The sequence below is a fragment of the Mucilaginibacter sp. P25 genome (assembly GCF_050859465.1).
In the GTDB taxonomy this organism is placed as follows: domain Bacteria; phylum Bacteroidota; class Bacteroidia; order Sphingobacteriales; family Sphingobacteriaceae; genus Mucilaginibacter; species Mucilaginibacter gossypii.
The window spans coordinates 5,045,860-5,067,835 of sequence record NZ_CP193937.1 but is presented as its reverse complement, the minus strand read 5'-3'; the positions used below and the strand labels follow the sequence as shown (position 1 = coordinate 5,067,835).

22 protein-coding genes are annotated in these 21,976 nt (G+C 41.7%); 10 read left to right on the top strand and 12 right to left on the bottom strand.

The genetic code is table 11. The features are described 5' to 3' along the window. Nucleotide 1 precedes the first annotated feature (1 nt). The 7 genes from ACRQ5D_RS25535 to ACRQ5D_RS25505 all read right to left on the bottom strand — a co-directional run bounded on the left by ACRQ5D_RS25535 (nucleotide 2) and on the right by ACRQ5D_RS25505 (nucleotide 4,695). The gene (locus ACRQ5D_RS25535; RefSeq protein ID WP_091163789.1) at nucleotides 2-859 is read right to left on the bottom strand and encodes an oxidoreductase; all 858 of its coding nucleotides are present in this window, start codon (nucleotides 857-859) and stop codon (nucleotides 2-4) included. 112 nt (nucleotides 860-971) lie between these two features. Further along, nucleotides 972-1,526, bottom strand: coding sequence for a helix-turn-helix domain-containing protein (locus ACRQ5D_RS25530; RefSeq protein WP_431200720.1), 555 nt, complete (start codon nucleotides 1,524-1,526; stop codon nucleotides 972-974). Between the two features lie 141 nt (nucleotides 1,527-1,667). Then, entirely contained in the window at nucleotides 1,668-1,901 is a 234-nt protein-coding gene (locus tag ACRQ5D_RS25525; RefSeq protein WP_218134372.1) for a hypothetical protein, read from the bottom strand. Between the two features lie 102 nt (nucleotides 1,902-2,003). Continuing rightward, complete coding sequence (locus ACRQ5D_RS25520; protein ID WP_091163791.1) at nucleotides 2,004-2,978, bottom strand: YeiH family protein; 975 nt, start codon at nucleotides 2,976-2,978, stop codon at nucleotides 2,004-2,006. Between the two features lie 96 nt (nucleotides 2,979-3,074). After that, complete coding sequence (locus tag ACRQ5D_RS25515) at nucleotides 3,075-3,149, bottom strand: hypothetical protein (RefSeq protein ID WP_432329865.1); 75 nt, start codon at nucleotides 3,147-3,149, stop codon at nucleotides 3,075-3,077. Between the two features lie 13 nt (nucleotides 3,150-3,162). Then, nucleotides 3,163-3,930, bottom strand: coding sequence for a pirin family protein (locus ACRQ5D_RS25510; RefSeq protein WP_431200718.1), 768 nt, complete (start codon nucleotides 3,928-3,930; stop codon nucleotides 3,163-3,165). Between the two features lie 99 nt (nucleotides 3,931-4,029). Further along, nucleotides 4,030-4,695 carry a class I SAM-dependent methyltransferase gene (locus ACRQ5D_RS25505; protein ID WP_431200717.1) on the bottom strand — a complete coding sequence of 222 codons (666 nt, stop codon included), beginning with the start codon at nucleotides 4,693-4,695 and terminating at the stop codon, nucleotides 4,030-4,032. Between the two features lie 60 nt (nucleotides 4,696-4,755). Here ACRQ5D_RS25505 and ACRQ5D_RS25500 point away from each other — a divergent pair, with 60 nt between their 5' ends. Together ACRQ5D_RS25500 and ACRQ5D_RS25495 are read left to right on the top strand one after the other, a co-directional pair. Then, complete coding sequence (locus ACRQ5D_RS25500; RefSeq protein WP_091163798.1) at nucleotides 4,756-5,463, top strand: DUF92 domain-containing protein; 708 nt, start codon at nucleotides 4,756-4,758, stop codon at nucleotides 5,461-5,463. A gap of 18 nt (nucleotides 5,464-5,481) precedes the next feature. Beyond that, complete coding sequence (locus ACRQ5D_RS25495; protein WP_091163801.1) at nucleotides 5,482-6,264, top strand: zinc-dependent peptidase; 783 nt, start codon at nucleotides 5,482-5,484, stop codon at nucleotides 6,262-6,264. Here the strand turns inward: ACRQ5D_RS25495 and ACRQ5D_RS25490 are convergent, their stop codons facing one another. Continuing rightward, on the bottom strand, nucleotides 6,265-7,074 hold the full coding sequence (locus tag ACRQ5D_RS25490; protein WP_091163804.1) for an MBL fold metallo-hydrolase: 810 nt from the start codon (nucleotides 7,072-7,074) through the stop codon (nucleotides 6,265-6,267). Between the two features lie 108 nt (nucleotides 7,075-7,182). Here ACRQ5D_RS25490 and ACRQ5D_RS25485 point away from each other — a divergent pair, with 108 nt between their 5' ends. Then, nucleotides 7,183-7,842, top strand: a complete 660-nt coding sequence (locus tag ACRQ5D_RS25485) for a YceH family protein (protein ID WP_091164916.1) — start codon at nucleotides 7,183-7,185, stop codon at nucleotides 7,840-7,842. Between the two features lie 122 nt (nucleotides 7,843-7,964). On the opposite strand, the gene ACRQ5D_RS25480 is transcribed toward ACRQ5D_RS25485, so the two are convergent. From ACRQ5D_RS25480 to ACRQ5D_RS25470, 3 genes are all read right to left on the bottom strand, one after another. Beyond that, nucleotides 7,965-8,495, bottom strand: a complete 531-nt coding sequence (locus ACRQ5D_RS25480) for an NADPH-dependent FMN reductase (RefSeq protein ID WP_091163807.1) — start codon at nucleotides 8,493-8,495, stop codon at nucleotides 7,965-7,967. Nucleotides 8,496-8,602: 107 nt separating this feature from the next. Beyond that, on the bottom strand, nucleotides 8,603-9,949 hold the full coding sequence (locus ACRQ5D_RS25475; protein WP_091163809.1) for a sensor histidine kinase: 1,347 nt from the start codon (nucleotides 9,947-9,949) through the stop codon (nucleotides 8,603-8,605). Next, on the bottom strand, nucleotides 9,939-11,297 hold the full coding sequence (locus ACRQ5D_RS25470; RefSeq protein ID WP_091163811.1) for a sigma-54-dependent transcriptional regulator: 1,359 nt from the start codon (nucleotides 11,295-11,297) through the stop codon (nucleotides 9,939-9,941). The genes ACRQ5D_RS25475 and ACRQ5D_RS25470 overlap by 11 nt, the downstream gene beginning before the upstream one ends. A 511-nt stretch (nucleotides 11,298-11,808) precedes the next feature. On the opposite strand from ACRQ5D_RS25470, the gene ACRQ5D_RS25465 reads away from it, so the two are divergent. From ACRQ5D_RS25465 to ACRQ5D_RS25455, 3 genes are all read left to right on the top strand, one after another. Further along, on the top strand, nucleotides 11,809-12,504 hold the full coding sequence (locus ACRQ5D_RS25465) for a hypothetical protein (RefSeq protein ID WP_431200716.1): 696 nt from the start codon (nucleotides 11,809-11,811) through the stop codon (nucleotides 12,502-12,504). Further along, nucleotides 12,492-13,064 (top strand): efflux RND transporter periplasmic adaptor subunit, encoded by a 573-nt coding sequence (locus ACRQ5D_RS25460; RefSeq protein ID WP_431200715.1) that lies wholly within the window; start codon nucleotides 12,492-12,494, stop codon nucleotides 13,062-13,064. Before ACRQ5D_RS25465 ends, ACRQ5D_RS25460 begins: the two co-directional genes overlap by 13 nt. 131 nt (nucleotides 13,065-13,195) lie before the next feature. After that, a complete protein-coding gene (locus tag ACRQ5D_RS25455) occupies nucleotides 13,196-13,873 on the top strand; it encodes an ABC transporter ATP-binding protein (protein ID WP_090525339.1) in 678 nt (225 codons plus the stop codon). Between the two features lie 200 nt (nucleotides 13,874-14,073). Here ACRQ5D_RS25455 and ACRQ5D_RS25450 read toward each other — a convergent pair whose 3' ends face one another. Further along, a complete protein-coding gene (locus ACRQ5D_RS25450; RefSeq protein WP_091163817.1) occupies nucleotides 14,074-14,265 on the bottom strand; it encodes a hypothetical protein in 192 nt (63 codons plus the stop codon). Between the two features lie 77 nt (nucleotides 14,266-14,342). Here ACRQ5D_RS25450 and ACRQ5D_RS25445 point away from each other — a divergent pair, with 77 nt between their 5' ends. The 4 genes from ACRQ5D_RS25445 to ACRQ5D_RS25430 all read left to right on the top strand — a co-directional run bounded on the left by ACRQ5D_RS25445 (nucleotide 14,343) and on the right by ACRQ5D_RS25430 (nucleotide 21,871). After that, nucleotides 14,343-16,709 (top strand): ABC transporter permease, encoded by a 2,367-nt coding sequence (locus ACRQ5D_RS25445; protein WP_091163818.1) that lies wholly within the window; start codon nucleotides 14,343-14,345, stop codon nucleotides 16,707-16,709. Nucleotides 16,710-16,960: 251 nt separating this feature from the next. After that, nucleotides 16,961-19,351 (top strand): ABC transporter permease, encoded by a 2,391-nt coding sequence (locus ACRQ5D_RS25440; RefSeq protein ID WP_091163819.1) that lies wholly within the window; start codon nucleotides 16,961-16,963, stop codon nucleotides 19,349-19,351. A 100-nt stretch (nucleotides 19,352-19,451) separates the two neighbouring features. After that, nucleotides 19,452-20,603, top strand: a complete 1,152-nt coding sequence (locus ACRQ5D_RS25435) for an ABC transporter permease (protein ID WP_432327003.1) — start codon at nucleotides 19,452-19,454, stop codon at nucleotides 20,601-20,603. Continuing rightward, nucleotides 20,534-21,871: an ABC transporter permease gene (locus ACRQ5D_RS25430; protein WP_432327001.1), complete on the top strand. Its 1,338-nt coding sequence runs from the start codon at nucleotides 20,534-20,536 to the stop codon at nucleotides 21,869-21,871. The genes ACRQ5D_RS25435 and ACRQ5D_RS25430 overlap by 70 nt, the downstream gene beginning before the upstream one ends. Nucleotides 21,872-21,976: the final 105 nt, after the last annotated feature.

The window sequence follows — 21,976 nt, the reverse complement described above, 5'->3', positions numbered from 1 at the left end:
ATTATTTGGACTGTTTTACATAGTCATGGTCCGTACCCACAACTACATCGTACCATTCTTCAATTTCCTTTTCAAAGGCGGCTGTTTTTTCACGGAAACGTTGCAGCGTATCACTTCCCAACGGTAAGTGTACCGGAGGTTTTTCTGAAGCAGCAAGCTTGATAAAAGCTTGTGCTAATTTTTCCGGGTCACCAGGCTGTTTATAATTTGCTTCGGTAGCAAAAGTCCGCATGTTACCCACGGTATCCTGGTAATCAGCAATTTCATTTGATGTGCGGGTCAGCGAGCTTTCATCAAGGAAATTGGTGCGGAAAAAGCCCGGAGCAACAACAGTTGCATGAATGCCAAGCGGAGCAAGCTCAAGCGCCATGGCTTCGGTAAGCCCTTCAACGGCAAACTTGGTTGAGCCATAAACACCCCAGCCAAAATAGGCCGATAAACCACCTACAGATGATATATTGATCACATGGCCTGAGTGTTCTTTACGCATATAGGGTAAAATGGCACGGGTTACGTTCAGTAAGCCAAATACGTTGGTTTCGTAATTCCTTTTTACTTCTTCGGCAGTGGCTTCTTCAACTGCTGATAGCAATCCAAAACCTGCATTGTTTACCAGTACATCAATCCTGCCAAAGTGTTCAACAGCTTTTTCAGCCGCTTCTTTTGCCTGCTCTTCATTGGTAATATCCAAGGGCACAACAAATAGGTTGGGATTGTTGTCAAATTGTGCAGCCAGTGTTTCAGGGTTTTTACGAACAGTAGCTACTAATTTGTCGCCAGATGCTAAAACAGCTTTTGATATTTCTAAACCAAAACCTCTTGAGGCTCCGGTTATAAACCATACTTTTTGAGTTTTCATTTTATGTTGCTTTTAATTTGTTTTTGTTTACAGTACAAAGTTGGCAACAAAAGCAGGGAGGCTCTATACCAAAAACAAAGCGGTTATTATGAAAATCAAAGAAACGGCGAATTTATGCGGTGGCCTGGTATGATCTCCTGAATTCGGCAGGGGTAATACCAGTGTTTTTCTTAAAAAAGAAGCTAAAGTTAGGCTGCTCGGCAAAGCCAATGCTGTATGCAATATCCTGCAAGGTCCAATCGGTTTGTACCAGTAATGCTTTGGTCTCTTCGAGCAGGCGGTTGCGGATATGAGTGCTTACATTTTGCCCGGTGTATTTTTTTAATACCGCGTTTAAGTGGTTCGGATGTACCGAAAGATTGGCGGCAAACTCCTTGGCAGTTTTCATTTTTATGGGCGATGTATAGTTAATGCCCGATGTTTCCTTCTCCAGCAAATGAAAAAATTGGTGGATGTAATGGTATTCGTCGGATACACTATCAGGTTTGGGAAAATGAGCTACCCGCATGCTTTCAACCATTAATAATTGAATGTAAGCCTGCAGCGCATCATCTTTTAAATGATTGTTGGATAACTCTTCAATAGTCATTCGTTCAAACAAGCTGTTAAGTACAGGCATGTCTGCATTATTTAAGCGGATAACGCTTTTATCCTTTTCGGTAAACAAACCATATTTATCAATGGTGTTTTTTAATTGAGGATGATCATTAATGAAGCTCCTTTTGAAAAGTACATAATATCCGCCCGATTTATCCGAAAGGTTTTTCCACGATATAATATCATTGGGATGGATGAAAAGGATGGTAGGTTACTCAATGTAATAAGTGTTAAGCCCCATGGTAAAAACTCCGGCACCTTCGGTTATCATCAGTGTTTTATAAAAATCGCGCCTGTTGGGCGACATGTAGTTGCGGCATTCATGATGCTTACGGTCAAAAACCTTGATAGTCCAGTTTTCGAAAGATTCGCGCAATACGGGGATCATATCCGGTAAATCGCGGAGGGTATCAATAGCTTTGGCATCAAGTGTGTTTGGTTTCATGGTGAAGATGTTTTATACAAATGTAAGCAGTAAAAAAGCGTTTGAAGCGAGTTGGAGCAAACGGGAATATTTTATGAACTTTACGTTAAATATTGTTATGCCTTATGCGAGATGAACCACCGCATACAGTGCAGCACCTGATATAGCAATCCAAAGTACCACACCCTGTAAAAGCGGCTTCAGGCCAACAGATGCCAACACTTTGCGTGAAAGGCCCGCACCGATTAAAAATAAGGTAAGGGTTAAGCCTGCTTTTGCTGTAATGATGATGTAGGGGCTCATAAACCTTACAACTGGTAAGTAGGTGTTGGCTATCATAGCCAGTATAAATAAGCCGATAAAATAGGGGATACTCACTTTTTTTGATTTGTTTTTAAACAGGAAGGTAGATAAGAATGCTACCGGGATAATCCATAATGCCCGCGCTAATTTCACTGTTGTCGCTACTTCAAGCGCGTGGGCTCCGTATTTACTTGCTGCACCAACTACCGAACTGGTATCATGTATAGCAATAGCACACCATAACCCAAACTGGGTTTGTGATAAATTCAAATAATGACCAATCACAGGAAAAACAAATAGCGCAATTGAGTTCAGGATAAATACACAGCCCAATGCTACGGAGATCTGCTTTTCTTCAGCTTTGATAACCGGTGATATGGCTGCAATTGCGCTCCCGCCGCAAATAGCCGTTCCTGATGAGATCAAAAATGAAGTCTTTTTCTCGATGTTTAACCATCTCCCCATCAGCGTGCCAAATAGCAGTGTTCCGGTAATGGAGGCGATGGTAAACAAAATCCCTTCCTTGCCTGCCTGTAACGCGCTATGTACATTCATGCCAAAACCTAAACCAACTACTGATATCTGTAATAAAATATGGGTGGCTTTGTGGTTGAGGTGCAAATATGGGTGACCAGAACATTGTGCTACTACCAAGCCTAATAGTAAAGCTACTGCCGGGCTCATAAAAGGCATCAGGCATAATACTATGCAAACTGCAAATATAACTTTGCGGGCATTTTCATTGATGTTTAATAACAGGCCACCGGTATTGTTTAATTGATGTTGGGTATTCATTTTTCCTTTGTTTTAATGATACAAAGGTGTGAGGAATTACTGCCGGTTTTTCATCATAATACGCAATCTGTGATAACCAAAAGTTATTATGGGGTTTTAGTAATTTAATGTGCCGAATACGCCGTTTTGATAATCTGATAATGCCTGCTCAATTTCTTCGGGCGTGTTCATTACAAAATTATCCTTAGCTGATACGGGTCTCGTCAATAGGTTTAGCAGATAGAAATAACACCTGCGAATCTTCGGTAGCTGTCACTGTGATCTCTTCATTATCTTTTTCAAACACAATGAGATTGTGTTGACCGATAGTTTGTTCGTTTACTTTGACGCTGCCATTTATAATATAAAGTAATGCCCAGTAGCCGGATATGGCTTCAAAGTTTGCCTCTTTTCCCGTGGCTATTTTTCCAACTATAGAAATAACCGGGGTGAAGTTTTTGATAGGTCCGGTTTTGCCTTCATAATCTCCGCTGGCCAAACTGAAGTCGAGGCCTTCACCAATAAGTACTTTCGGTTGTTCGTTTGCCTTGGCCGACTGATAAAAAGGCTCGTCCCACTTTTTACTTTTAGGCGCATTGATCCAAAGCTGGATAAGTTCATGAACGCCGCCTTTTTGTAACAATTCGGCGGTAGGGCCTTCGCTGTGCATAATGCCTTTGCCTGCAAACATCCATTGTACATCGCCGGCTTTTATAATCTCATCGTTACCTGCATTATCTTTATGATAACCTTCGCCCTGTAGCATAATGGTATACGGGCTGAAGCCGCGATGCGGGTGTGGGTGGATGCGCAAAGTTTGGCCGGGTTCTATTACCTCCGGTCCCATGTGATGTAACACAATAAAGGGGTTTGCAAACCGAAAATCTTTATGAGGTAATGGCTGGCGTACGGTTTCTTCGGCGGTAATTTTCTTTTCACGACCGGCAAGGACATGGATGATGGCTTTTTTCATTGGATAGATGTTGTCGGAATAAAAATAGCTTATTCCGTACGGAATACAACGAGCCAATAAGAAAATTACTGTGGTTTTACCTGCTCAGAGTTAACCGCACTAAGTACTGTTTAAATTCATCCTCCAGTAATACCTCCATATCAAAGCCAGCTTCTGCAACGATGGGCTTAAGTGTTTTTTCATCAATATATAGCCAACGGAACCAGTCGGTTTTTTGGCGATTGTATTCATATTGATAAAGTAGCTCACCGTAATAACCTTTTTCCGGCAGGCCATCTTCATATAAATAAGTGATATCTGATGAATCAAATACGATTTGCCCCCTGGATTGAGCAGCAGTTTAATGTGTTGTAAAAATACCTTCAGGTTTTCAAGTGTCCCGGTGAGGCCAATCCCGTTCATGAGCAAAAGCAGGGTATCGTATTTGCATTCGTTATAAACAAAAATGTCACCTTTGATTACTTTGTTTACCTTGCGCAGTTTCATTACATCACAGGCTAACGGGGAAATATCAAGCGCGGTGCAATCAAAGCCACGTTGCTGCAATACTAAAGCATGACTGCCCGCTCCTGCGCCAATATCCAGCACGCTTCCGCGGCATTCGTTCATGGCCAGCCATTCTATATCCGGCATGTCATCCTCATCCCTGAAGTAAACATCAATGGGCATCTCCTCTTTAGGTCCATATTGATTATTGATCCAAAGTTTATGGTTAGCTGATTTATGATAATGATCATGTATGGCCTGGCCCAGTATATCTTTCATGTGCCCAAAAGTATGAATTGAAAGTTTAATTTAGCGCCACATTAATCCCTTTGATCGACTATGTGGTTAAGTTATGGTTTGCTGGCACTTATTTTAGTAGCTGGTGTAGCATACAGTATATCGGCCCGTAAGCTAACTGTTATAGCAGCATTAACCGGTGCCGCAGTTGCCATCCTGGTATTTGCCGGTGCCGGCTTCACAGGTTTAGCCATGATGACTACCTTTTTTATTTTAGGTTCGGCAGCTACCTCGGTACAAAGCAAAACAAAGAAGGATTTAAACGCAGATCAAAAAGGAGGGAGAACAGCCGGGCAGGTTTTGGCGAATGCCGGTACGGCTGCCTTATGCGGAATTTTGATCCTCGTTTTTCCGGCCCAAACTCAGGTTTTACAATTGATGATTGCCGCCATCTTCGCTTCGGCAACAGCCGATACATTGTCATCAGAGTTAGGGACGGTTTACGGAAAACGTTTCTTCAATATTATAACCCTAAAGCCGGATTTACGCGGGCTTAATGGGGTGATCAGCTTAGAGGGTACTTTAATTGGCGTAATTGGCTCGGTTATCATTGCTGTTGTTTATGCCATAGGAATGGACTGGACAACAAATTTCATCTGGATTATTGTTGCAGGTACACTCGGTAATCTAACAGATTCCGTTTTAGGGGCTGTGTTGGAAAGAAAAAATCTGATCAACAACGATACCGTTAATTTTTTAAATACCCTGATAGCTGCTTTGTTTATGCTGTTGCTGTACTTTGTTTTATAATTTAATCTGTAAATAAAAATGGTTCCTATCCTGATATTGATCGTTGTTGCGTTGGTGGTGTTCGTTTTCCTCAATAAAAAGAAAGTGGTAAATGAAACGCCTGCTGCCACATTGAATTATAAAGCGCTTTTAGAATTGCACATTCCATATTATCAGCACCTTGATGCTGATCGAAAACTGTTGTTTGAAAGAAAGGTTGCCAGACTTTTAGCGGATATTAATATCGAGGGTGTTGGTACAACGGTAAGCGATGCTGATAAAGTAATGATAGCTGCTAGTGCCGTGATCCCGATATTTGGCTTTAACGATTGGAAATACCGTAACCTCACCAATGTGATTCTTTACCCGGATACATTTGATAGCGAGTTTCAGTTTGAAGGCGAAAATAGGAGTATTTTAGGAATGGTAGGCTCAGGATATATGAACGGGCAAATGATCCTGTCGAGAGCGGCGTTGACAAAAGGTTTTAGTAAATCGGCAGGGAAAGAGAACACGGCTATTCATGAGTTTGTACACCTGCTTGATAAGGCCGATGGGGCTACCGACGGTGTGCCGGAAATCCTGCTGGCTCATGAATATATTATGCCATGGCTCAAAATGATCCACCAGGAGATTCACAAAATTGAAGCCGGGCGTTCTGATATCAATCCGTACGCCATCACTAACGAAGCTGAGTTTTTAGCTGTTGTAGCCGAGTACTTTTTTCAAAAGCCGAACGAGTTGAAACATAAACATCCCGAACTTTATGATATGTTAAGCACCATCTTCTTGCAGGACCTGGATGATAATGATGTTACCTGATCAAAAGCTAAGGCCAAGCTGCCCTAACGGCTCATGTTGAACAACCGTACTGCTGATATAGTAAACCGGAGTTTCTTCATGTCTTGACGCCACAATAATATTGATCCCATCGGCACAATTGGTAAACAAATCCTCTACCAGCTTGGGGTCGTTGTTGTTTTTGGAAAGATGCGAAAGCAGCAAGTGGGTCATGTGCGGCGGGCGGTGCGTAGTGAATAAACCCAAAGCCTGCTTGTTTGATAAATGCCCTTTTCCCCCACGGATGCGTTGTTTTAAATAATAAGGGTAACCGCCTTTATCCAGCATATCATCATCATAATTGGCTTCCAAAAAAGCAGCATGGCACTGGCTAAAGTAGCGGATGAGTTGGTCGCACACTATTCCCAGATCGGTAAACACGCCTACCTTAACATTGCGACAGCTTACAATAAAGCTATGCGGCTCAGACGCATCATGCATTTTGGGGAAGGATGTTACTTCGAGGTCACCAATAACAACTGTTTGAAATGCGCTAAGATGATGGACTTTAAAATGATCAACACCGCTAAGGTGCATCAACGTGCCGGGGGTGATGTAAACCGGCAGCTGATATTTTTTGGCTAATACCGGTATACCACGAATATGATCAGAATGTTCATGCGATACAAAAATGGCTTTCACCTTTTGCATGGACAAGCCCAGCCGGGTCATGCGTTTTTCAGTCTCGCGGCATGAAATGCCCACATCAACCAATATAGCCTCCTGATCGTTCCCTACGTAATAGCAATTGCCATTACTTCCCGAATTTAATGATGTAATGAATAAAGACATTGCAATGCAAAGTAAACTATTTTGGTGTTATTATTTTAATCCTAATGATTTTAGCATTCAGAAAATCAGCATTTTTTTGACGCTATAAAAACCTGCTTATATTTAGCCATGGATTCACCGCAAACTTTACCCGTACTTGATGCAGAAGAACTACGTGTGCTTGGTACTTTAATGGAAAAGGCCAAAACCACGCCCGATTATTATCCTATGACCCTTAACGGATTGGTGGCCGCCTGTAACCAGAAAACATCGCGCAAACCTGTTGTTAATTATGATGATGATACGGTTATCAATGCCCTAAATTCCTTGAAAAGGCGCGGTTTGATCTCTACCGCTACCGGTGGTTCTATTCGTAATATTAAATACAAACATAATTTCGCCATAGTTTTCCCGGTAATACCTTCGGAAGTAGCTTTGATTTGCCTTTTGATCCTTCGTGGGCCTCAAACGCCAGGTGAATTGAATACCAACAGCGGCCGCATGTACGAATTTGATTCGATAGAAGATGTACAGGAGATCCTGGATAAACTGGCTGGCGGCGAGACGCCTTACATTGTACAGCTACCCAAACGCCCCGGCCAAAAGGAAGTTAGATACGCGCATCTATTAGGCGGAACGCCCGAAATTAATGATGATGATTTTGCAGATGAGCCAAGTGGTCGCCCATCTTCATCAGCAATGGAGGCCCGTTTAACCAAAGCCGAACAGGAAATTGCCGAATTGAAAGAAACCGTGGGCAGGTTGATGAGGGAATTGGGAGTGGAGTAAAAATTATGGTCAAGTTGAATTTGTTTCAACACCGCATTTGCTAAGCCGCCTGCTAATCTGGGCGTCTACCTGTCCTGTGGGGTGCTGAAATAAATTCAGCATATGGTGCAGTTTTTTCATGGCTATATTTCTTTCAAAAATACTTTCATTACATCCCGCAAAGCCTTCGCCGTTTGCTCATCTGTAATATCCCCATGCACATCTATTTTGCTCCTGATAAAAGGAACAAGCAAAGTTGCCCCCTCTGTTACTTTTGCCGAAAGCGCCCCAAGTGTCAGGAGCAATGCAGCATGCGCATGACTGCCAACTGATGACGCAGTAACTAAAGCTACAGGTTTATCAACCAGCGAACCTTTCGAAACTGTCCAATCTAACATATTCTTAAGCTGCCCAGGAACCCCAAACGCATACTCTGGTGTGCAGATGATAATGCCTGAAGCATCTTTCATCAAGCTTCGCAACTCTGAAACTGATTCTGGTGGATGTTCGTGGTCAAGTCCGGGATCAAATGGAGGTATCTCGGCTAATCTTTCGTATATAGTGTAATTGATATCGGCTGGAACTAATTCACCTAAAAACTTGAGAATATTATGATTGGATGAGCCAGTTCTTAAGCTACCGGAAATAGCGAGAATATTGCCTTTATAATTCATGGAAGCGGACGTTGTGGAACCAAACTTACGAAGTTTCTAAAACTTTGTAAGTTTGGATAAAGTCATAAATATGCAAAGCAAAAGCTCCCCCTTTAGGGGGCCGGGGGTTAAACGAACGACAAGATAAACGCTGATCCTTTACCCTCGGTTGATTGTACCTGGATATTGCCTTTATGAAGCAGCATGATCTGTTTACACAGGCTCAACCCGATACCGCTGCCCGTTTTGCGGGTACTGAAGAAAGGAATAAAAATTTTATCAAGCAGTTCGGGCAGCATGCCTAAGCCGTTATCGATAACTTTTACAAAAGTTTTACCGCCCTGAATTTCGGCTGTGAGTGTGATGCGTGGTTCCTCCCGATCTTTCACCGCTTCAATGGCGTTAACCAGCAGATTGATCATTACCTGCTCAATCAAGTTAATGTCGGCTTCAATGGCAAGTGTCGGATCACGTAGAATGATCTCCAGTTCTATCTTCTTTTTCTCCAGGGTAGGCGTCATCAAGCTGTTGAGGTTTTCAAAGATATTGCGCACCATGATCTTGTTCAGATCAAGTTTGGTAATCTTATTGAGGCTGCGGTAGCTTTCGGTAAACTTAAGCAGGCCTTCGCTGCGGCGCTTGATGGTATCGATACCGAGCTCAATGTCTTCCAAATCACTATGAGGCAGGCTTTCGGCAATATCAGGGCTTTGCAGGCGGTTCTTGAGCGTATCCGCGAGAGAAGAAATAGGAGCTACGGAGTTCATGATCTCATGCGTCATTACATTAAGCAATTTCGACCACGCTTTCGACTCCGTTTCATCCAAAGCTTCGTTTACGTTTTGAAAAGCGATGAGTTTGTATAGTTTATCATCGCTGCGCATCAGGCTGGCGTTCACCAGTATTTTAACCTGTTGTTGGTTACGGGTTACAGTGATGATCTTACTATCGCCCGGCTTAAGTTTAATCAGTTCGGCATACAATGATGGCTCTCGTTTTTCGAGCGAGTGTACAGTCTTAAGATAAGGTACACCTATAATGGTTTTAAAAGCTTCATTGATCCAGCCGGTTTCGCCGGTTTCCTCTTCGTAGGATAAAATACCGGTATCAACCAGTTCAAGAATCTTTTGCAGGTAGTGATATTGTGTTTCGCGTTCGCGGCTTATTAGTTTGAATGTGGTATTGATGTCGTTAAAGCCTTTACGCAAGGGCTTAAGTTCATTGGGGGCCTTCCGTACATCAAAATGGCGGGAAAAATCACGATAATGGATCGACTCTACAAATTGATTTACTTCGTCCTGTGCTTTTTTCTGAAAACGGATCATATCCACCACCGAGTAAGCAACCAATGGCAACAAGATCACGAGATACAACAGCTGATTAAGGCTTACTATGACAAAAGCCGTGACGGTAAGTACAATCAGCAATAAAAATACACGCAGCAAAAGCCGCCACTCGTAACGGTTAAATATCATATTTGCTTAGTCTTCGGTATAGGGCGGTGCGGGTGAGGCCAAGTTCTTTGGCAGCGCGGGTAATGTTACCATTATGCTTTTCAATAACCCGTAATATAGCGTTCTTTTCAAGGGCGCTTAACGGAATATTGTCAGCATCAACCACGCTTTCTGTCGATGTTTCCAGTATTGAAAAAATCAAATCGTCGGGTCTTAAGGTATTATCATCGGCCATGATCACTGCGCGTTCAATAGTATATTGTAATTCACGCACATTGCCCGGAAAATTGTATGATTTAAGCTTGTTAATAGCTGCCGTATCAAAGTCCATTGATGGTTTAAGATATTTACTTGAGTACAATTTCGCAAAATGGCGGGCCAATATTACAATATCCTCATTACGGCGGCGCAGTGGCGGCATATTGATCTCGACAGTATTGATACGATAAATCAAATCCTTACGGAACTTGTTTTCGTTCGCCAGCTCGCTCAAAGCTACATTGGTAGCACAAATGAGCCTGATATCCACATCAACTGGTTTGTTGGTGCCCAAACGGGTTACCTGGCGGTTTTGTAAAATGGTAAGCAGCTTGGCTTGTTGCTGCAGACTGATGTTACCAATTTCATCTAAAAATAAAGTACCGCCCTGTGCCTCTTCAAAACGCCCCATACGGTCCTCTCGGGCATCGGTAAAGGCCCCTTTTTTGTGGCCGAAGAGCTCACTTTCAAACAGGGTATCTGTTAACGCGCCGACATCTACTTTAATAAAAGGTTTATCAGCACGGAGCGAGCGTTCGTGGATAGCCTTTGCCATAAGATCTTTACCGGTACCGTTCTCTCCAAGGATCAGGATATTGGCATCGGTAGGGGCTATCTTGTTAACCTTATAAAAAATATCCTGCATCACGTCCGATTCACCAAGGATAGAAGTGTCTCCCGCAGTGCTTTTTACAGGGGTTTTGGTGGTTTTTGTCCCACCTTCTTTTTTATCCAAAAGATCTTTTATAGTGTTTATCAGCTTTTCGTTGTGCCATGGCTTTACCACAAAGTCGTTTGCCCCTTCTTTAAGCGAGCGGACAGCAAGGTCAATATCACCATAAGCCGTTATCATAATAACGCAAACATCAGGCTTCCATTCTTTTACCTTGCGCAGCCAGTAAAGCCCCTCATTGCCCGTGTTAATAGCGCTGTTGAAGTTCATGTCAAGCAAAATCAGATCAACCTCGTTACGTTGCAGCAGCCAGTTCAGGTTTTCGGGGTTCTTTTCGGTGATGATTTCACGGGCTTCGGGTTTTAGCAAAAGTTTAACCGCGGTTAGTACGTCCGGATCGTCATCAACAATTAAAACGGTGGCTTTCTTAAGTATCATTTATTTTTAGTTAATAGTTCATAGATAATAGTTCGTGGTCTTCAAAACGATGACACATGATAATTTAAGTTCAAAATGAAAATAGCATCTTATTTATTGACGATGTCAATTTAATAAAAGTTATAAATTTAAATTAAATTGTATCTCTTTACCGAAGCTACCTAAATAAACTTTTAGCATCGTTGCCATCAACTATGAACTATACGCTAAAACAATTTAACTATGAACAATAAATTAAAGACTCGCTAATTATACCACATGTTACAATTTTTGTGCTAAATACCCGCATTTTATGCAGTATATCGTATAAATGCTTCACAATGAAGTGCTAACCTGTATTTGCATATAACAGGCTATTAATACGTGAAAAAACACTGTATCAATACCGTACACCTGATGTAACAGAAGCGTACGCTCAAATATGTTGTTTTGTGTTTAAGTTATTGAAAAACAGTATTTTAATTTATGGCATGTCTTTTTGTTATAACATTCAAAATATTATAGAAATACAGTGGACAGAAAAATTGAGAAAAAGACCTGGAACAGCAAAAAGATACTTACCATTGCAGGTATTACAGGCATTATTTTACTAATAGGCGGCAGTATTTATCTTACATCGGGTAAAAGCAAGCTTGATGTTGATACTGAACGCTTAACTATAAGTACTATTACTAAAGGTCCTTTCCAGGAGTTTATACCGGTTAACGGCGTGGTTATGCCGCTAACTACCATATTTCTTGATGCATCTGAAGGCGGTGTTGTTGAAGAAAAATACGTTGAAGACGGAGCTAACCTTAAAAAAGGCGACCGGATTCTGAGAATGTCGAATACCGATCTTGAGCTTACTTTAGCTAACCAGGAAACCGCGGTTTATGCCGAGCAAACCCAAATGCAGATCTCCCATAACAATGCACAGCAAAACACCATCAGCAAGCTAAATACTATGGCCGATGTGGAGAATGCATATAAAGAGGCTGAAAGGATTTATAAGTTAGACAAACATTTATATGATCAGAAAGCCATCGGCCTGCAGGAATATCAATCAGCCAAAAATACTTATGATTACCAGGTGAACCGTTACAAATTGGCTAAACAGATTCTTAGGCAGGATACAGCGTTGGTTAAGCAACAGGCTTCACAATCACAGGAACAATACGCCCACATGAAAACTACGCTTGAACTGATGCGAAAAAAGTGGCCGGTTTAGTATTGGTGGCGCCTACCGATGGCCAGTTAACCTCAATGGATGCCGAAGTAGGTCAGAGCAAAAATAAGGGCGAGCATTTGGGGCAGATAGACGTACAATCGGGCTTTAAAGTTAGGGTTGATATTGATGAGCACTATCTGTCGCGTATTTACACAGGCCTGAAAGGTGATTTTCAGTTTGCCGATCAAACATATAATCTGGTTATAAAAAAGGTATATACCCAGGTTAAAACAACAGGTAGTTTCCAGGTGGATATGCAATTTGTTGGTAAAGTACCTACAGGGATCCGTAAAGGCCAAACACTGCAGGTGAGGTTGGCACTGAGCGATCAGATGCAGGCGGTATTGGTGCCTAAAGGCGGTTTCTTCCAGCAAACAGGCGGCAATTGGATCTTTAAGGTAAGTGAAGATGGTTCAAAAGCATACAGGGTAAACATCCAGCTTGGACGCCAGAGCCCTGATTATTTCGTGGTAACAGAAGGCTTAAATCCTGGCGATAAGGTTATTACCTCAAGTTATGAAACCTATGGTGATATTCAGGAGCTTGTGCTAAAAAAATAACGTAACCAAGCTGCAACGCCTGGCACTGTTTAAGCGTCATTATAATATATAACAGAGATAATTAATAAATTTAAATAAACAAAAAATCAAATCATATCGCCATAAAGGCGGGATGAACAACGGAGGCACCAATGATAAAAATTTCTAATCTTGAGAAATTCTACCGTACCGAAGAGGTAGAGACCATCGCATTAAACAAGCTGTCGATGGAAGTGGCTACAGGCGAGTTTGTAGCCATTATGGGCCCATCGGGCTGCGGTAAATCAACCCTGCTTAATATTTTAGGAATGCTTGATGACCCGGATGCCGGCAGCTATGTTTTTAATGAAATTGAAGTAGCGCATTTTAATGAGCGTAAACGCGCCGATCTGCGTAAACACAACATTGGCTTCGTTTTCCAGAGCTTTAACCTTATTGATGAGCTTACCGTATTTGAAAACGTTGAATTGCCATTGATCTACACCGGCGTAGCTGCTTCAGAGCGTGTTAAAAGGGTGGAAGAGGTGTTAGACAAAATGCAGATCATGCACCGTCGTAACCACTATCCGCAGCAGTTATCAGGTGGTCAGCAACAGCGTGTAGCTATTGCACGCGCAGTTGTTAATAAACCAAAACTGATCCTTGCGGATGAGCCTACCGGTAACCTGGATAGCAGCAATGGTAATGATGTGATGGAACTACTTACCGACTTAAATGAACAGGGAACTACCATTATCATGGTTACCCACTCTGAACATGACGCCCGGTACAGTCACCGTATTATACGTCTGCTTGACGGACAAACGGTTATGGAAAATATCATGGTATAGTTTGTTGAGTTCATAGTTGATAGTTTTATAGCTCGTGGTAAGAAAAGAACTTCCGGCTTAAACCTAACGACTTTTGACTTAGACCAACGCTCCCGAAATCAGTTTATAGATAAGTTAATAATTGCCTCTGCTGCTCTTCTCCCGCATTTGCGGAGAAGGGCATGTTAGAGAATTTTTGTTGTTTAGAGCTATTCCTATGTTTAAAAAACTACCTGAAAATCGCACGGCGAAACTGAGTTAACACCAAGGTTTAACGCCTTAGATATCATCGGCCTTACCGTTATTATAGCTTTTTTTATCATCAGTTGCCAGGCAGTAAAGGCTACGTTGACTAATCCGGTGAAGAGTTTACGATCTGAATAATTATCATTAAGCCATAGGTTGCGCTTCATTAGGTCATTTTGAATGGCTAATTGTGCAAGCGACAGGCAATGACTTAATGACCCAATGACTTTAACGAACTAAAGATATGTTTAAGAACTATTTAAAAATCGCATGGCGGAGTTTGATTAAAAACAAACTTTATTCGGCCATTAACATTGGAGGTTTGGGTGTAGGTATGGCAGTGAGCTTTATGTTGCTGTTATATGTTTATAATGAATTTACTTATGACGGATTTCATGAAAATAAGGATAGGCTGTATAAGGTAATGCGTAACCAGCCTTCAAATGGCGAAATAAACACAGGGGATGCCACGCCCGTACAGATTGCTGCCGCGCTGCAAAAAGACTATCCAGAGGTTGAGTATGCAGCCCGTGCAAACTGGTCATATGATCAACTGTTTAATTACAACAACAAACCGTTAAAAGTTAATACCATTGCTGCCGACGAGTCATTTCTGAATATGTTTACACTTGATTTTGTGAAGGGTAACAAAAAAGATGCTTTCAGGGATATGTCGTCAGTTATCATGTCCGAATCGGCAGTACAGGCCGTTTTTGGCGATATCGATCCTATAGGTAAAACTGTTAAGTTAAATGGTTCGCGGCTGGTAAAAGTGAGTGGTGTTTACAAAGATCTGCCCCGGAATTCTACGTTCAGGTTTAATGCACTAATTCCATGGAAACTTTATGAAGCTGATAATGGTTGGGTGAAAACATCCGGCTGGGGTAATTATTCGTTCAAAACTTATGTTATGCTTAAGCCCGGCGTTAATGTAGATAAGCTTAATCTGGAAATCAAAAACTTAATTGGTCGCTATGACGATCATAATAAAGAAAATCAGCTGTTTTTGTTTCCATTTGCTAAATGGCACCTGCACAGCGAGTTCAAAAATGGAGTGAATACAGGTGGCGCAATCGAATACGTGCGTTTATTCCTGTTTCTGGCAATAGGTATTTTGCTTATTGCCTGTATCAACTTTATGAACCTTTCTACTGCGCGGTCTGAGCGCCGCTCCCGTGAAGTTGGGATCCGTAAAGTTGTGGGTGCGCGGAGAATAGCCATTGTCCAGCAGTTTTTAGGCGAATCAATCCTCACCGCTATAATTTCGCTTGTTGTTGCACTGGTAATAATAGCATCAACGCTAGGTTATTTTAACGAAATCATACATAAGCAACTGACAATTCCTTATAACAATGCGTGGGCATGGGGTGCCGCTATATTAGTAACGCTGATAACTGGTTTATTGTCAGGTAGTTACCCGGCTTTGTTTTTATCGTCGTTTAAACCGGTAAAAGTTTTAAAGGGCGCTAACAAAACGGGTAGAAAAACGCTGCACTCAAGACAGGTATTGGTTATTGTACAATTTGTATTTGCTACGTGTCTTATACTTTCAAGTATCCTGATTTATAAACAGATCAACTACATTAAAGAACGCCCGGTAGGTTATTCACAAAACGGACTTATCGAGATCTCATTAGATGGCAATTTATATAAAGAATATGAAAACTTCAGAACGGATGTAATTAACGCGGGAGCCGCTGTTGATGCTGCAGAAACATCGGGCAGTATAGCCAGTAACGGCAGCAGCAGTTGGGGCATCAACTGGCCCGGACAGCTACCTGGCGAGGATAAAATACCTATCGACCAGATTGTTACTTCATTTCATTTTATTTCAACTTATAAGCTTGAATTGATAAAAGGGCGCGATTATATACCAGGTCGCATGGCCGACTCATTGTCGCTCATTATGAACGAATCGGCTGTTAAACTAATGCGCTTAAAAGACCCACTTGGGCAGATAGTGAAATGGCAGGGCCGTAATTGCACCGTGGTTGGTATTGTTAAAGATTTTGTTTGGGGATCGCCATATGAACCTGTGAAGCCTGCCATTATTGGTTTTGATAAAGGTTGGGCAGGTCAGCTTGGTATTCGTTTAAATCCGAATGCTCCTGTATCAAAAAGCCTTGCTACAATTGGCGACATTTACAAAAAATATAACCCCGAATATCCATTTGAATACAAGTTTGTTGACGAAAACTTCAGCGGCAAATTTGAGAATGAAAAGCTGTTGGGTACGTTGTCGAGTTCGTTTACGGTGTTGGCTATTATCATATCTTGCCTCGGCTTGTTTGGCTTAGCTTCGTTTTCGGCAGAGCAGCGTAAAAAAGAGATCAGTATCCGTAAAGTATTAGGCGCAAGCATCAGTAGTTTGTGGTTCAACCTGTCGAAAGAGTTTTTAATACTCGTGGTTATTTCATTTATTATTGGTTCGGCCCTTAGCTGGTACAACATGAGTAAATGGTTGCAGCATTATACCTACCGTACAGATATGAGCGCCTGGGTATTTATTGTCACTATAGGGATTAGTATGGTAGTTTGCCTGCTCACGGTAAGCTGGCAGGCTATCAAAGCGGCGTTGAGCAATCCGGTTAAGAGCCTAAAAAATGAATAAATCTGCATTGGGTCACTGAGTCATTAAGCATTGAATGCTGACTAATGACTTAATAATATAAAGTCTAAAGTAAAGAATAACTTTTGATTCTCTACTTTAGACTTCTGACTTAAGCAAACGTTCACATTCGCACTGTAAGTGTTCCATTACCGAACGGTTTTATATTGATTGTATTTTGTTAATTGATTGATATTTAATTAATTGTGTAATTGGTATAGGTTTTAATATTATAGTGGTATAAACCATTTGCCATGTTACGTAATTACATCAAAATAGCCTGGAGAAACCTCATCAAACACAAGGTTTTTTCGTTTATCAATATCTTCGGTTTAGCTGCGGGTATTGCTGCTTTTTGGCTCATTAGCCTTTATGTGGTTGATGAATGGAGTTACGATCGTTATAACCTTAAAGCTGACCGGATTTTTCGTGTTGTTCAACATGGTACATGGAATGGCGGTAAATTCAATCTCGCAGTTACTTCGCCGCCGTATGCCCCCGCTTTAAAAAACGACTATGCCGAAGTAGAGGACGCTATTCGCATTGATGCCGAAGGCGGTGGCAGGATCACTTATGGCGAAAAGCAGATTAACGAGGGCGCGATGTTGTTTACAGATAAAGGCTTCTTTAATCTTTTTACCCATCACTTTTTATCCGGTGATCCCAACACTGCTTTAACCAAGCCGCAAAGCATTGTACTTACTAAAATCCTTGCCGAAAAACTATTCGGTAACGCTGCGGATGCCCTGGATAAAACAATACTCATCGAAAATAACCCAAGTACAGTTACCGGTGTAATTGATGATGTACCCGCAAATTCACATTTCGGTTTCAGTGCCCTTCGCTCATTACCTGAGGGATATACCGATGGCTGGGCTAATTCGCATATCTACACTTATGTATTGCTGAAAAGTCATGATGATTTTAAAAAGGTACAGGCTGGCTCTGATGCATTTTTTAATAAATATTTGAAGGGAGCGCTTGGTGCTATGCAATACAGTATGGAACTGCAGCCACTTACATCTATCCATCTTAACTCCAATCTTGATTATGAGTTGGGCAGCAACGGTAATATCACTTACGTATACGTATTTAGTATTGTTGCATTGCTGGTATTGGCTATAGCCGTTATTAATTATGTAAACCTTACCACAGCACGTTCCTCAATCAGGATCAGGGAGATAGGGGTACGTAAAGTAATCGGCTCCAGTAAAAAACAACTGATCATCATGTTTTTTGCCGAATCTGTTTTGTTTACTTTGATTGCAGCTGTAATAGCATCTGTAATGGTGCAGTTCTTATTACCTTATTTCAATCAGCTTTCGGGAAAAAACCTTGTAGTAATGCAGTTTGGTTTAAGCAAAACCGTTGCTATATTCAGTTTATTTGCGCTTGCTACCGGTATTTTAAGCGGTTTATATCCTGCATTGTTTCTGTCTGGCTTCCGTACCATTGCTGCTATGAAGGGGCAAATGGGCAGCCAGGCTGCTACTATCATGTTCAGGAAATCATTGGTAGTATTTCAGTTTGTTATCACCATTGTTATGATAGCCGGTTCATGCATCATTTACAGGCAACTGCATTATGTAATGAACAAAGACCTTGGCTTTAATAAAGCCCAAACGCTTACTTTCCATATCAACGATAAATCTGCCCGTGCAAAAATAGCCGCTATTAAAAGTCAGCTGTTGCAAAATCCGGCTGTTGAGGCCGTAGGTATTGCAGGCAATCCTATTGGTAATAATGATATTGGTTCAAGCAATTTCAATATCGGCGCCGACGGAAAGGCCAATTCTGAATCAAAAATGGTGGAGAACCTTATAATTGATGATGACTTTATACCAACCTTGCAGGTGAAGCTGGCTAAAGGGCGCAATTTTTCATCGGAGATGAGTACCGACAGACTTGAATCCATTATTGTAAACCAAACGCTTGTTAATGAAATGGGCTGGAAGGATGCCATCGGCCGCTCTGTAAGGGTTGGAGTAGATGATAAGGGTAATGTGATCAGCCGAAAAATAATTGGAGTAGTTAAAGATTTTAACACCTATTCGTTACAGCATAAAGTTGTACCTATGATGTTGTACCTGCCCTTTACTGCCAACGACGAGGATAATATGTATATCCGAATTGGCAAAAATAATATCCCTGCTACACTCGACTATATAAGTAAAGTTTACAACCGGTTTGATATCGAAAACAAGGTTGAGTTCCATTTCCTTGATCAGAATTTCGCTAAACAATACCAATCCGAACAAAAGCAGGGCAACATCCTGCTCATATTCACCATATTGGCTATCAGTATAGCTTGCCTTGGCTTGTTTGGCCTTGTCACTTTTACTGCCGAGCAACGCGTAAAAGAAATTGGCATCAGGAAAGTTTTGGGAGCAAGTGTAACCTCTATAGTTACACTGTTGTCAAAAGATTTAATGAAGCTGGTGCTAATAGCCACGCTAATAGCATCGCCGCTGGCCTGGTATGGCATGAGCAAATGGCTACAAAGTTTCGCTTACCGGGTTGATATTAACTGGTGGATCTTCGCGGTAGCGGGTATTCTGGCTGTGATCATCGCTTTCATAACAGTAAGTGTACAATCGGTAAGGGCAGCAAATGCTAATCCAGCTAAAAGCCTTAAAAACGAATAAACCTCACCCAGCCCTCTCCAAAGGAGAGGGCTTAAAGTGTGGATTATGATATAAAATAATTAATTAAAATTCCTCCCCTTGGGGAGGTTAGGAGGGGTTTATGTTTAAAAATTACTTAAAAACAGCTTTCCGTACCCTGCGTAAAAACGTGGGGTTTACGGTTATTAATATATTGGGGCTGGCCCTTGGGCTGGCCACCTGTCTTATGATTGTGCTATACGTGGCTGATGAGTTGAGTTATGATCGGTTTAACGAGAAAGCCAGCCGTACGTATCGGGTTAATGAAGATCTTAAATTTGGCAACAATAATGTACTTTATGCCGTTGCAATGCCGCCGTTAGCTCAGGCATTAAAAACAGATCTCCCTGAAGTGGATGAAGCAACCAGGCTTAAAGCAGCGGGAGGGTTTCATGTTAAAAAAGGTAATGAAAGCATCCTTGAGTACGGTACCGTTTTTGCCGACCCATCGGTTTTTAACGTGTTTACGTTGCCCATGATCAATGGTAACCCGGCTACGGCTTTGAAGGAGCCAAATACAGTAGTAATCACCGAAACTACAGCTAAAAAATACTTTAACAGCACCAATGTTGTTGGTAAAACGCTCGCCATTGATAACAACCAATTATTGAAAATTACCGGGGTTATCAAAGATTTGCCAAAGCAATCGCATTTTCATTTTGATTTTTTTATGTCGATGGCGAGTTGGCCTGACAGCCGCTCTCCGGAATGGTTGAGGAGTGATTATAACACTTACGTGGTGTTGAAACCTGGTACAGATTACAAGTTTTTTGAGAAAAAATTGACTGCTCTTCTGAAAAAATACAGCGAAAGCCAAATGCAAACAGCGCTGCACGTAAATATTGCCGATTTTGAAAAAAGCGGCAGTTATTTCAGGCTTAACCTAACTCCGGTAACCGATATACATTTGCACTCAAACCGTACCGGTGAGTTGGGCAGCAACAGTTCGGCGCAATATGTTTATATATTTTCGGCCATCGCCATATTTATATTACTCATAGCGGGCATCAACTTTATGAACCTTTCAACAGCACGTTCAGCCAGCAGGGCAAGGGAGGTTGGTGTACGCAAGGTTTTAGGTTCCCCGCGTAAATATTTAATAGCCCAGTTTTTAACTGAATCTGTGTTGGTGACTTTGGCAGCGGCAGTTATAGCTTTTTTACTGTGTTACTTTTATTGCCGTTGTTTAATCAGGTATCGGGCAAAGAGTTGGTTGTTGGTGCGCAAACCTTAGCCTGGTTGCTTCCTGCTTTACTATTAATTGTACTGGTTGTAGGTTTCGCTGCCGGATCGTATCCCGCTTTTTTCCTTTCGGCATTTCAGCCCATTAATGTGCTAAGCGGTAAACTGGCCGGCGGTTTTAAAGGTAGCATGCTTAGGAGTGTATTGGTGGTATTCCAGTTTTCTATTTCGATATTCCTCATCATTGGTACCATCGTTATTTATAATCAACTCAATTATATTCAAACCAAAAACCTGGGATATAATCGTAATCAGGTGCTTGTTATCAATAATGCATTTGAGTTAGGCAGTCATGCCAAAACCTTCAAAAATGAGGTGAAGCAGTTACAAGATGTGGTTAACGCAACGTTGACAGGTTATTTGCCAACAGGTAAAAACAGGGGAACGTCTATCTTTTATAAAGAGGCTGCGGGCGATCAGAAAACAGCCTTGTTTCCGCAAAGCTGGCGGGTTGATGCCGATTACATTAGCACCCTGGGCATGAAGATCTCTGCCGGGCGAGATTTTTCTACAAGTATGCCAACTGATTCTACCGGATTGGTTATCAACGAAACCGCGGCCAAATTTTTAGGCTTTAGCAATCCTGTTAATAAAACCCTGTACCGCAATATGGATGGCACCCGTGATCATGTAAAAGCTTATCACATCATAGGCGTGGTTAAGGATTTTAATTTCAATTCGCTGAGAGAAAATATCAGTCCTATGATTTTTTTAATGGACGAAGACAGTGGAAATCTGAGTATCAGGGTAAACACAACCAATTTGCCTGCGCTTATCGACCAGATAAAAACCAAGTGGCAGGGCATGACCCAAAGCCAGTTCAGCTACTCGTTTATGGATCAGGATTTTGATGCCAATTATCGCGCCGAGCAACGTACGGGCACCATATCTATCATATTTACCGTGCTGGCTATTTCTATTGCCAGCCTTGGTTTGTTTGGCTTAGCTGCGTATGCCGCCGAGCAACGTACCAAAGAAATCGGGATCCGTAAAGTACTTGGTGCAAGTGTATCCGCCATAGTGAATACCTTATCCAGAGATTTTATAAAGCTGGTATTGATCTCCATAGCCATTACAACCCCTTTAGCCTGGTATTTAATGAACAAATGGCTGCAGGATTTCGCTTACCGCATCAGTATACAATGGTGGGTGCTGGTGCTGGCAGGTGCAGGCGCCATGTTAATAGCTATTGTAACAGTAAGTTTCCAATCTATAAAAGCAGCATTGGCAAACCCGGTTAACAGCCTTAAAAATGAGTAGGCAGTAGGCCGTTTGCAGTGGCAGTTAGCAGTTACGTAACAGGAGGATACCAATGAACTAATGAACAATTGAACCAATGAACCATGTTTAGAAATTACCTTAAAA

Excerpts from the sequence above, each read along its gene's own strand:
- ACRQ5D_RS25505 (WP_431200717.1), bottom strand. The coding sequence starts at position 4,695 with ATGAAAGATATACTGGGCCAGGCCATACATGATCATTATCATAAATCA.
- ACRQ5D_RS25535 (WP_091163789.1), bottom strand. The coding sequence starts at position 859 with ATGAAAACTCAAAAAGTATGGTTTATAACCGGAGCCTCAAGAGGTTTT.
- ACRQ5D_RS25475 (WP_091163809.1), bottom strand. The coding sequence starts at position 9,949 with ATGATATTTAACCGTTACGAGTGGCGGCTTTTGCTGCGTGTATTTTTA.
- ACRQ5D_RS25480 (WP_091163807.1), bottom strand. The coding sequence starts at position 8,495 with ATGAATTATAAAGGCAATATTCTCGCTATTTCCGGTAGCTTAAGAACT.
- ACRQ5D_RS25495 (WP_091163801.1), top strand. The coding sequence starts at position 5,482 with ATGGTTCCTATCCTGATATTGATCGTTGTTGCGTTGGTGGTGTTCGTT.
- ACRQ5D_RS25455 (WP_090525339.1), top strand. The coding sequence starts at position 13,196 with ATGATAAAAATTTCTAATCTTGAGAAATTCTACCGTACCGAAGAGGTA.
- ACRQ5D_RS25510 (WP_431200718.1), bottom strand. The coding sequence starts at position 3,930 with ATGAAAAAAGCCATCATCCATGTCCTTGCCGGTCGTGAAAAGAAAATT.
- ACRQ5D_RS25450 (WP_091163817.1), bottom strand. The coding sequence starts at position 14,265 with ATGAAGCGCAACCTATGGCTTAATGATAATTATTCAGATCGTAAACTC.
- ACRQ5D_RS25485 (WP_091164916.1), top strand. The coding sequence starts at position 7,183 with ATGGATTCACCGCAAACTTTACCCGTACTTGATGCAGAAGAACTACGT.
- ACRQ5D_RS25435 (WP_432327003.1), top strand. The coding sequence starts at position 19,452 with ATGTTTAAAAATTACTTAAAAACAGCTTTCCGTACCCTGCGTAAAAAC.
- ACRQ5D_RS25445 (WP_091163818.1), top strand. The coding sequence starts at position 14,343 with ATGTTTAAGAACTATTTAAAAATCGCATGGCGGAGTTTGATTAAAAAC.
- ACRQ5D_RS25500 (WP_091163798.1), top strand. The coding sequence starts at position 4,756 with ATGTGGTTAAGTTATGGTTTGCTGGCACTTATTTTAGTAGCTGGTGTA.
- ACRQ5D_RS25520 (WP_091163791.1), bottom strand. The coding sequence starts at position 2,978 with ATGAATACCCAACATCAATTAAACAATACCGGTGGCCTGTTATTAAAC.
- ACRQ5D_RS25470 (WP_091163811.1), bottom strand. The coding sequence starts at position 11,297 with ATGATACTTAAGAAAGCCACCGTTTTAATTGTTGATGACGATCCGGAC.
- ACRQ5D_RS25440 (WP_091163819.1), top strand. The coding sequence starts at position 16,961 with ATGTTACGTAATTACATCAAAATAGCCTGGAGAAACCTCATCAAACAC.
- ACRQ5D_RS25525 (WP_218134372.1), bottom strand. The coding sequence starts at position 1,901 with ATGAAACCAAACACACTTGATGCCAAAGCTATTGATACCCTCCGCGAT.
- ACRQ5D_RS25490 (WP_091163804.1), bottom strand. The coding sequence starts at position 7,074 with ATGTCTTTATTCATTACATCATTAAATTCGGGAAGTAATGGCAATTGC.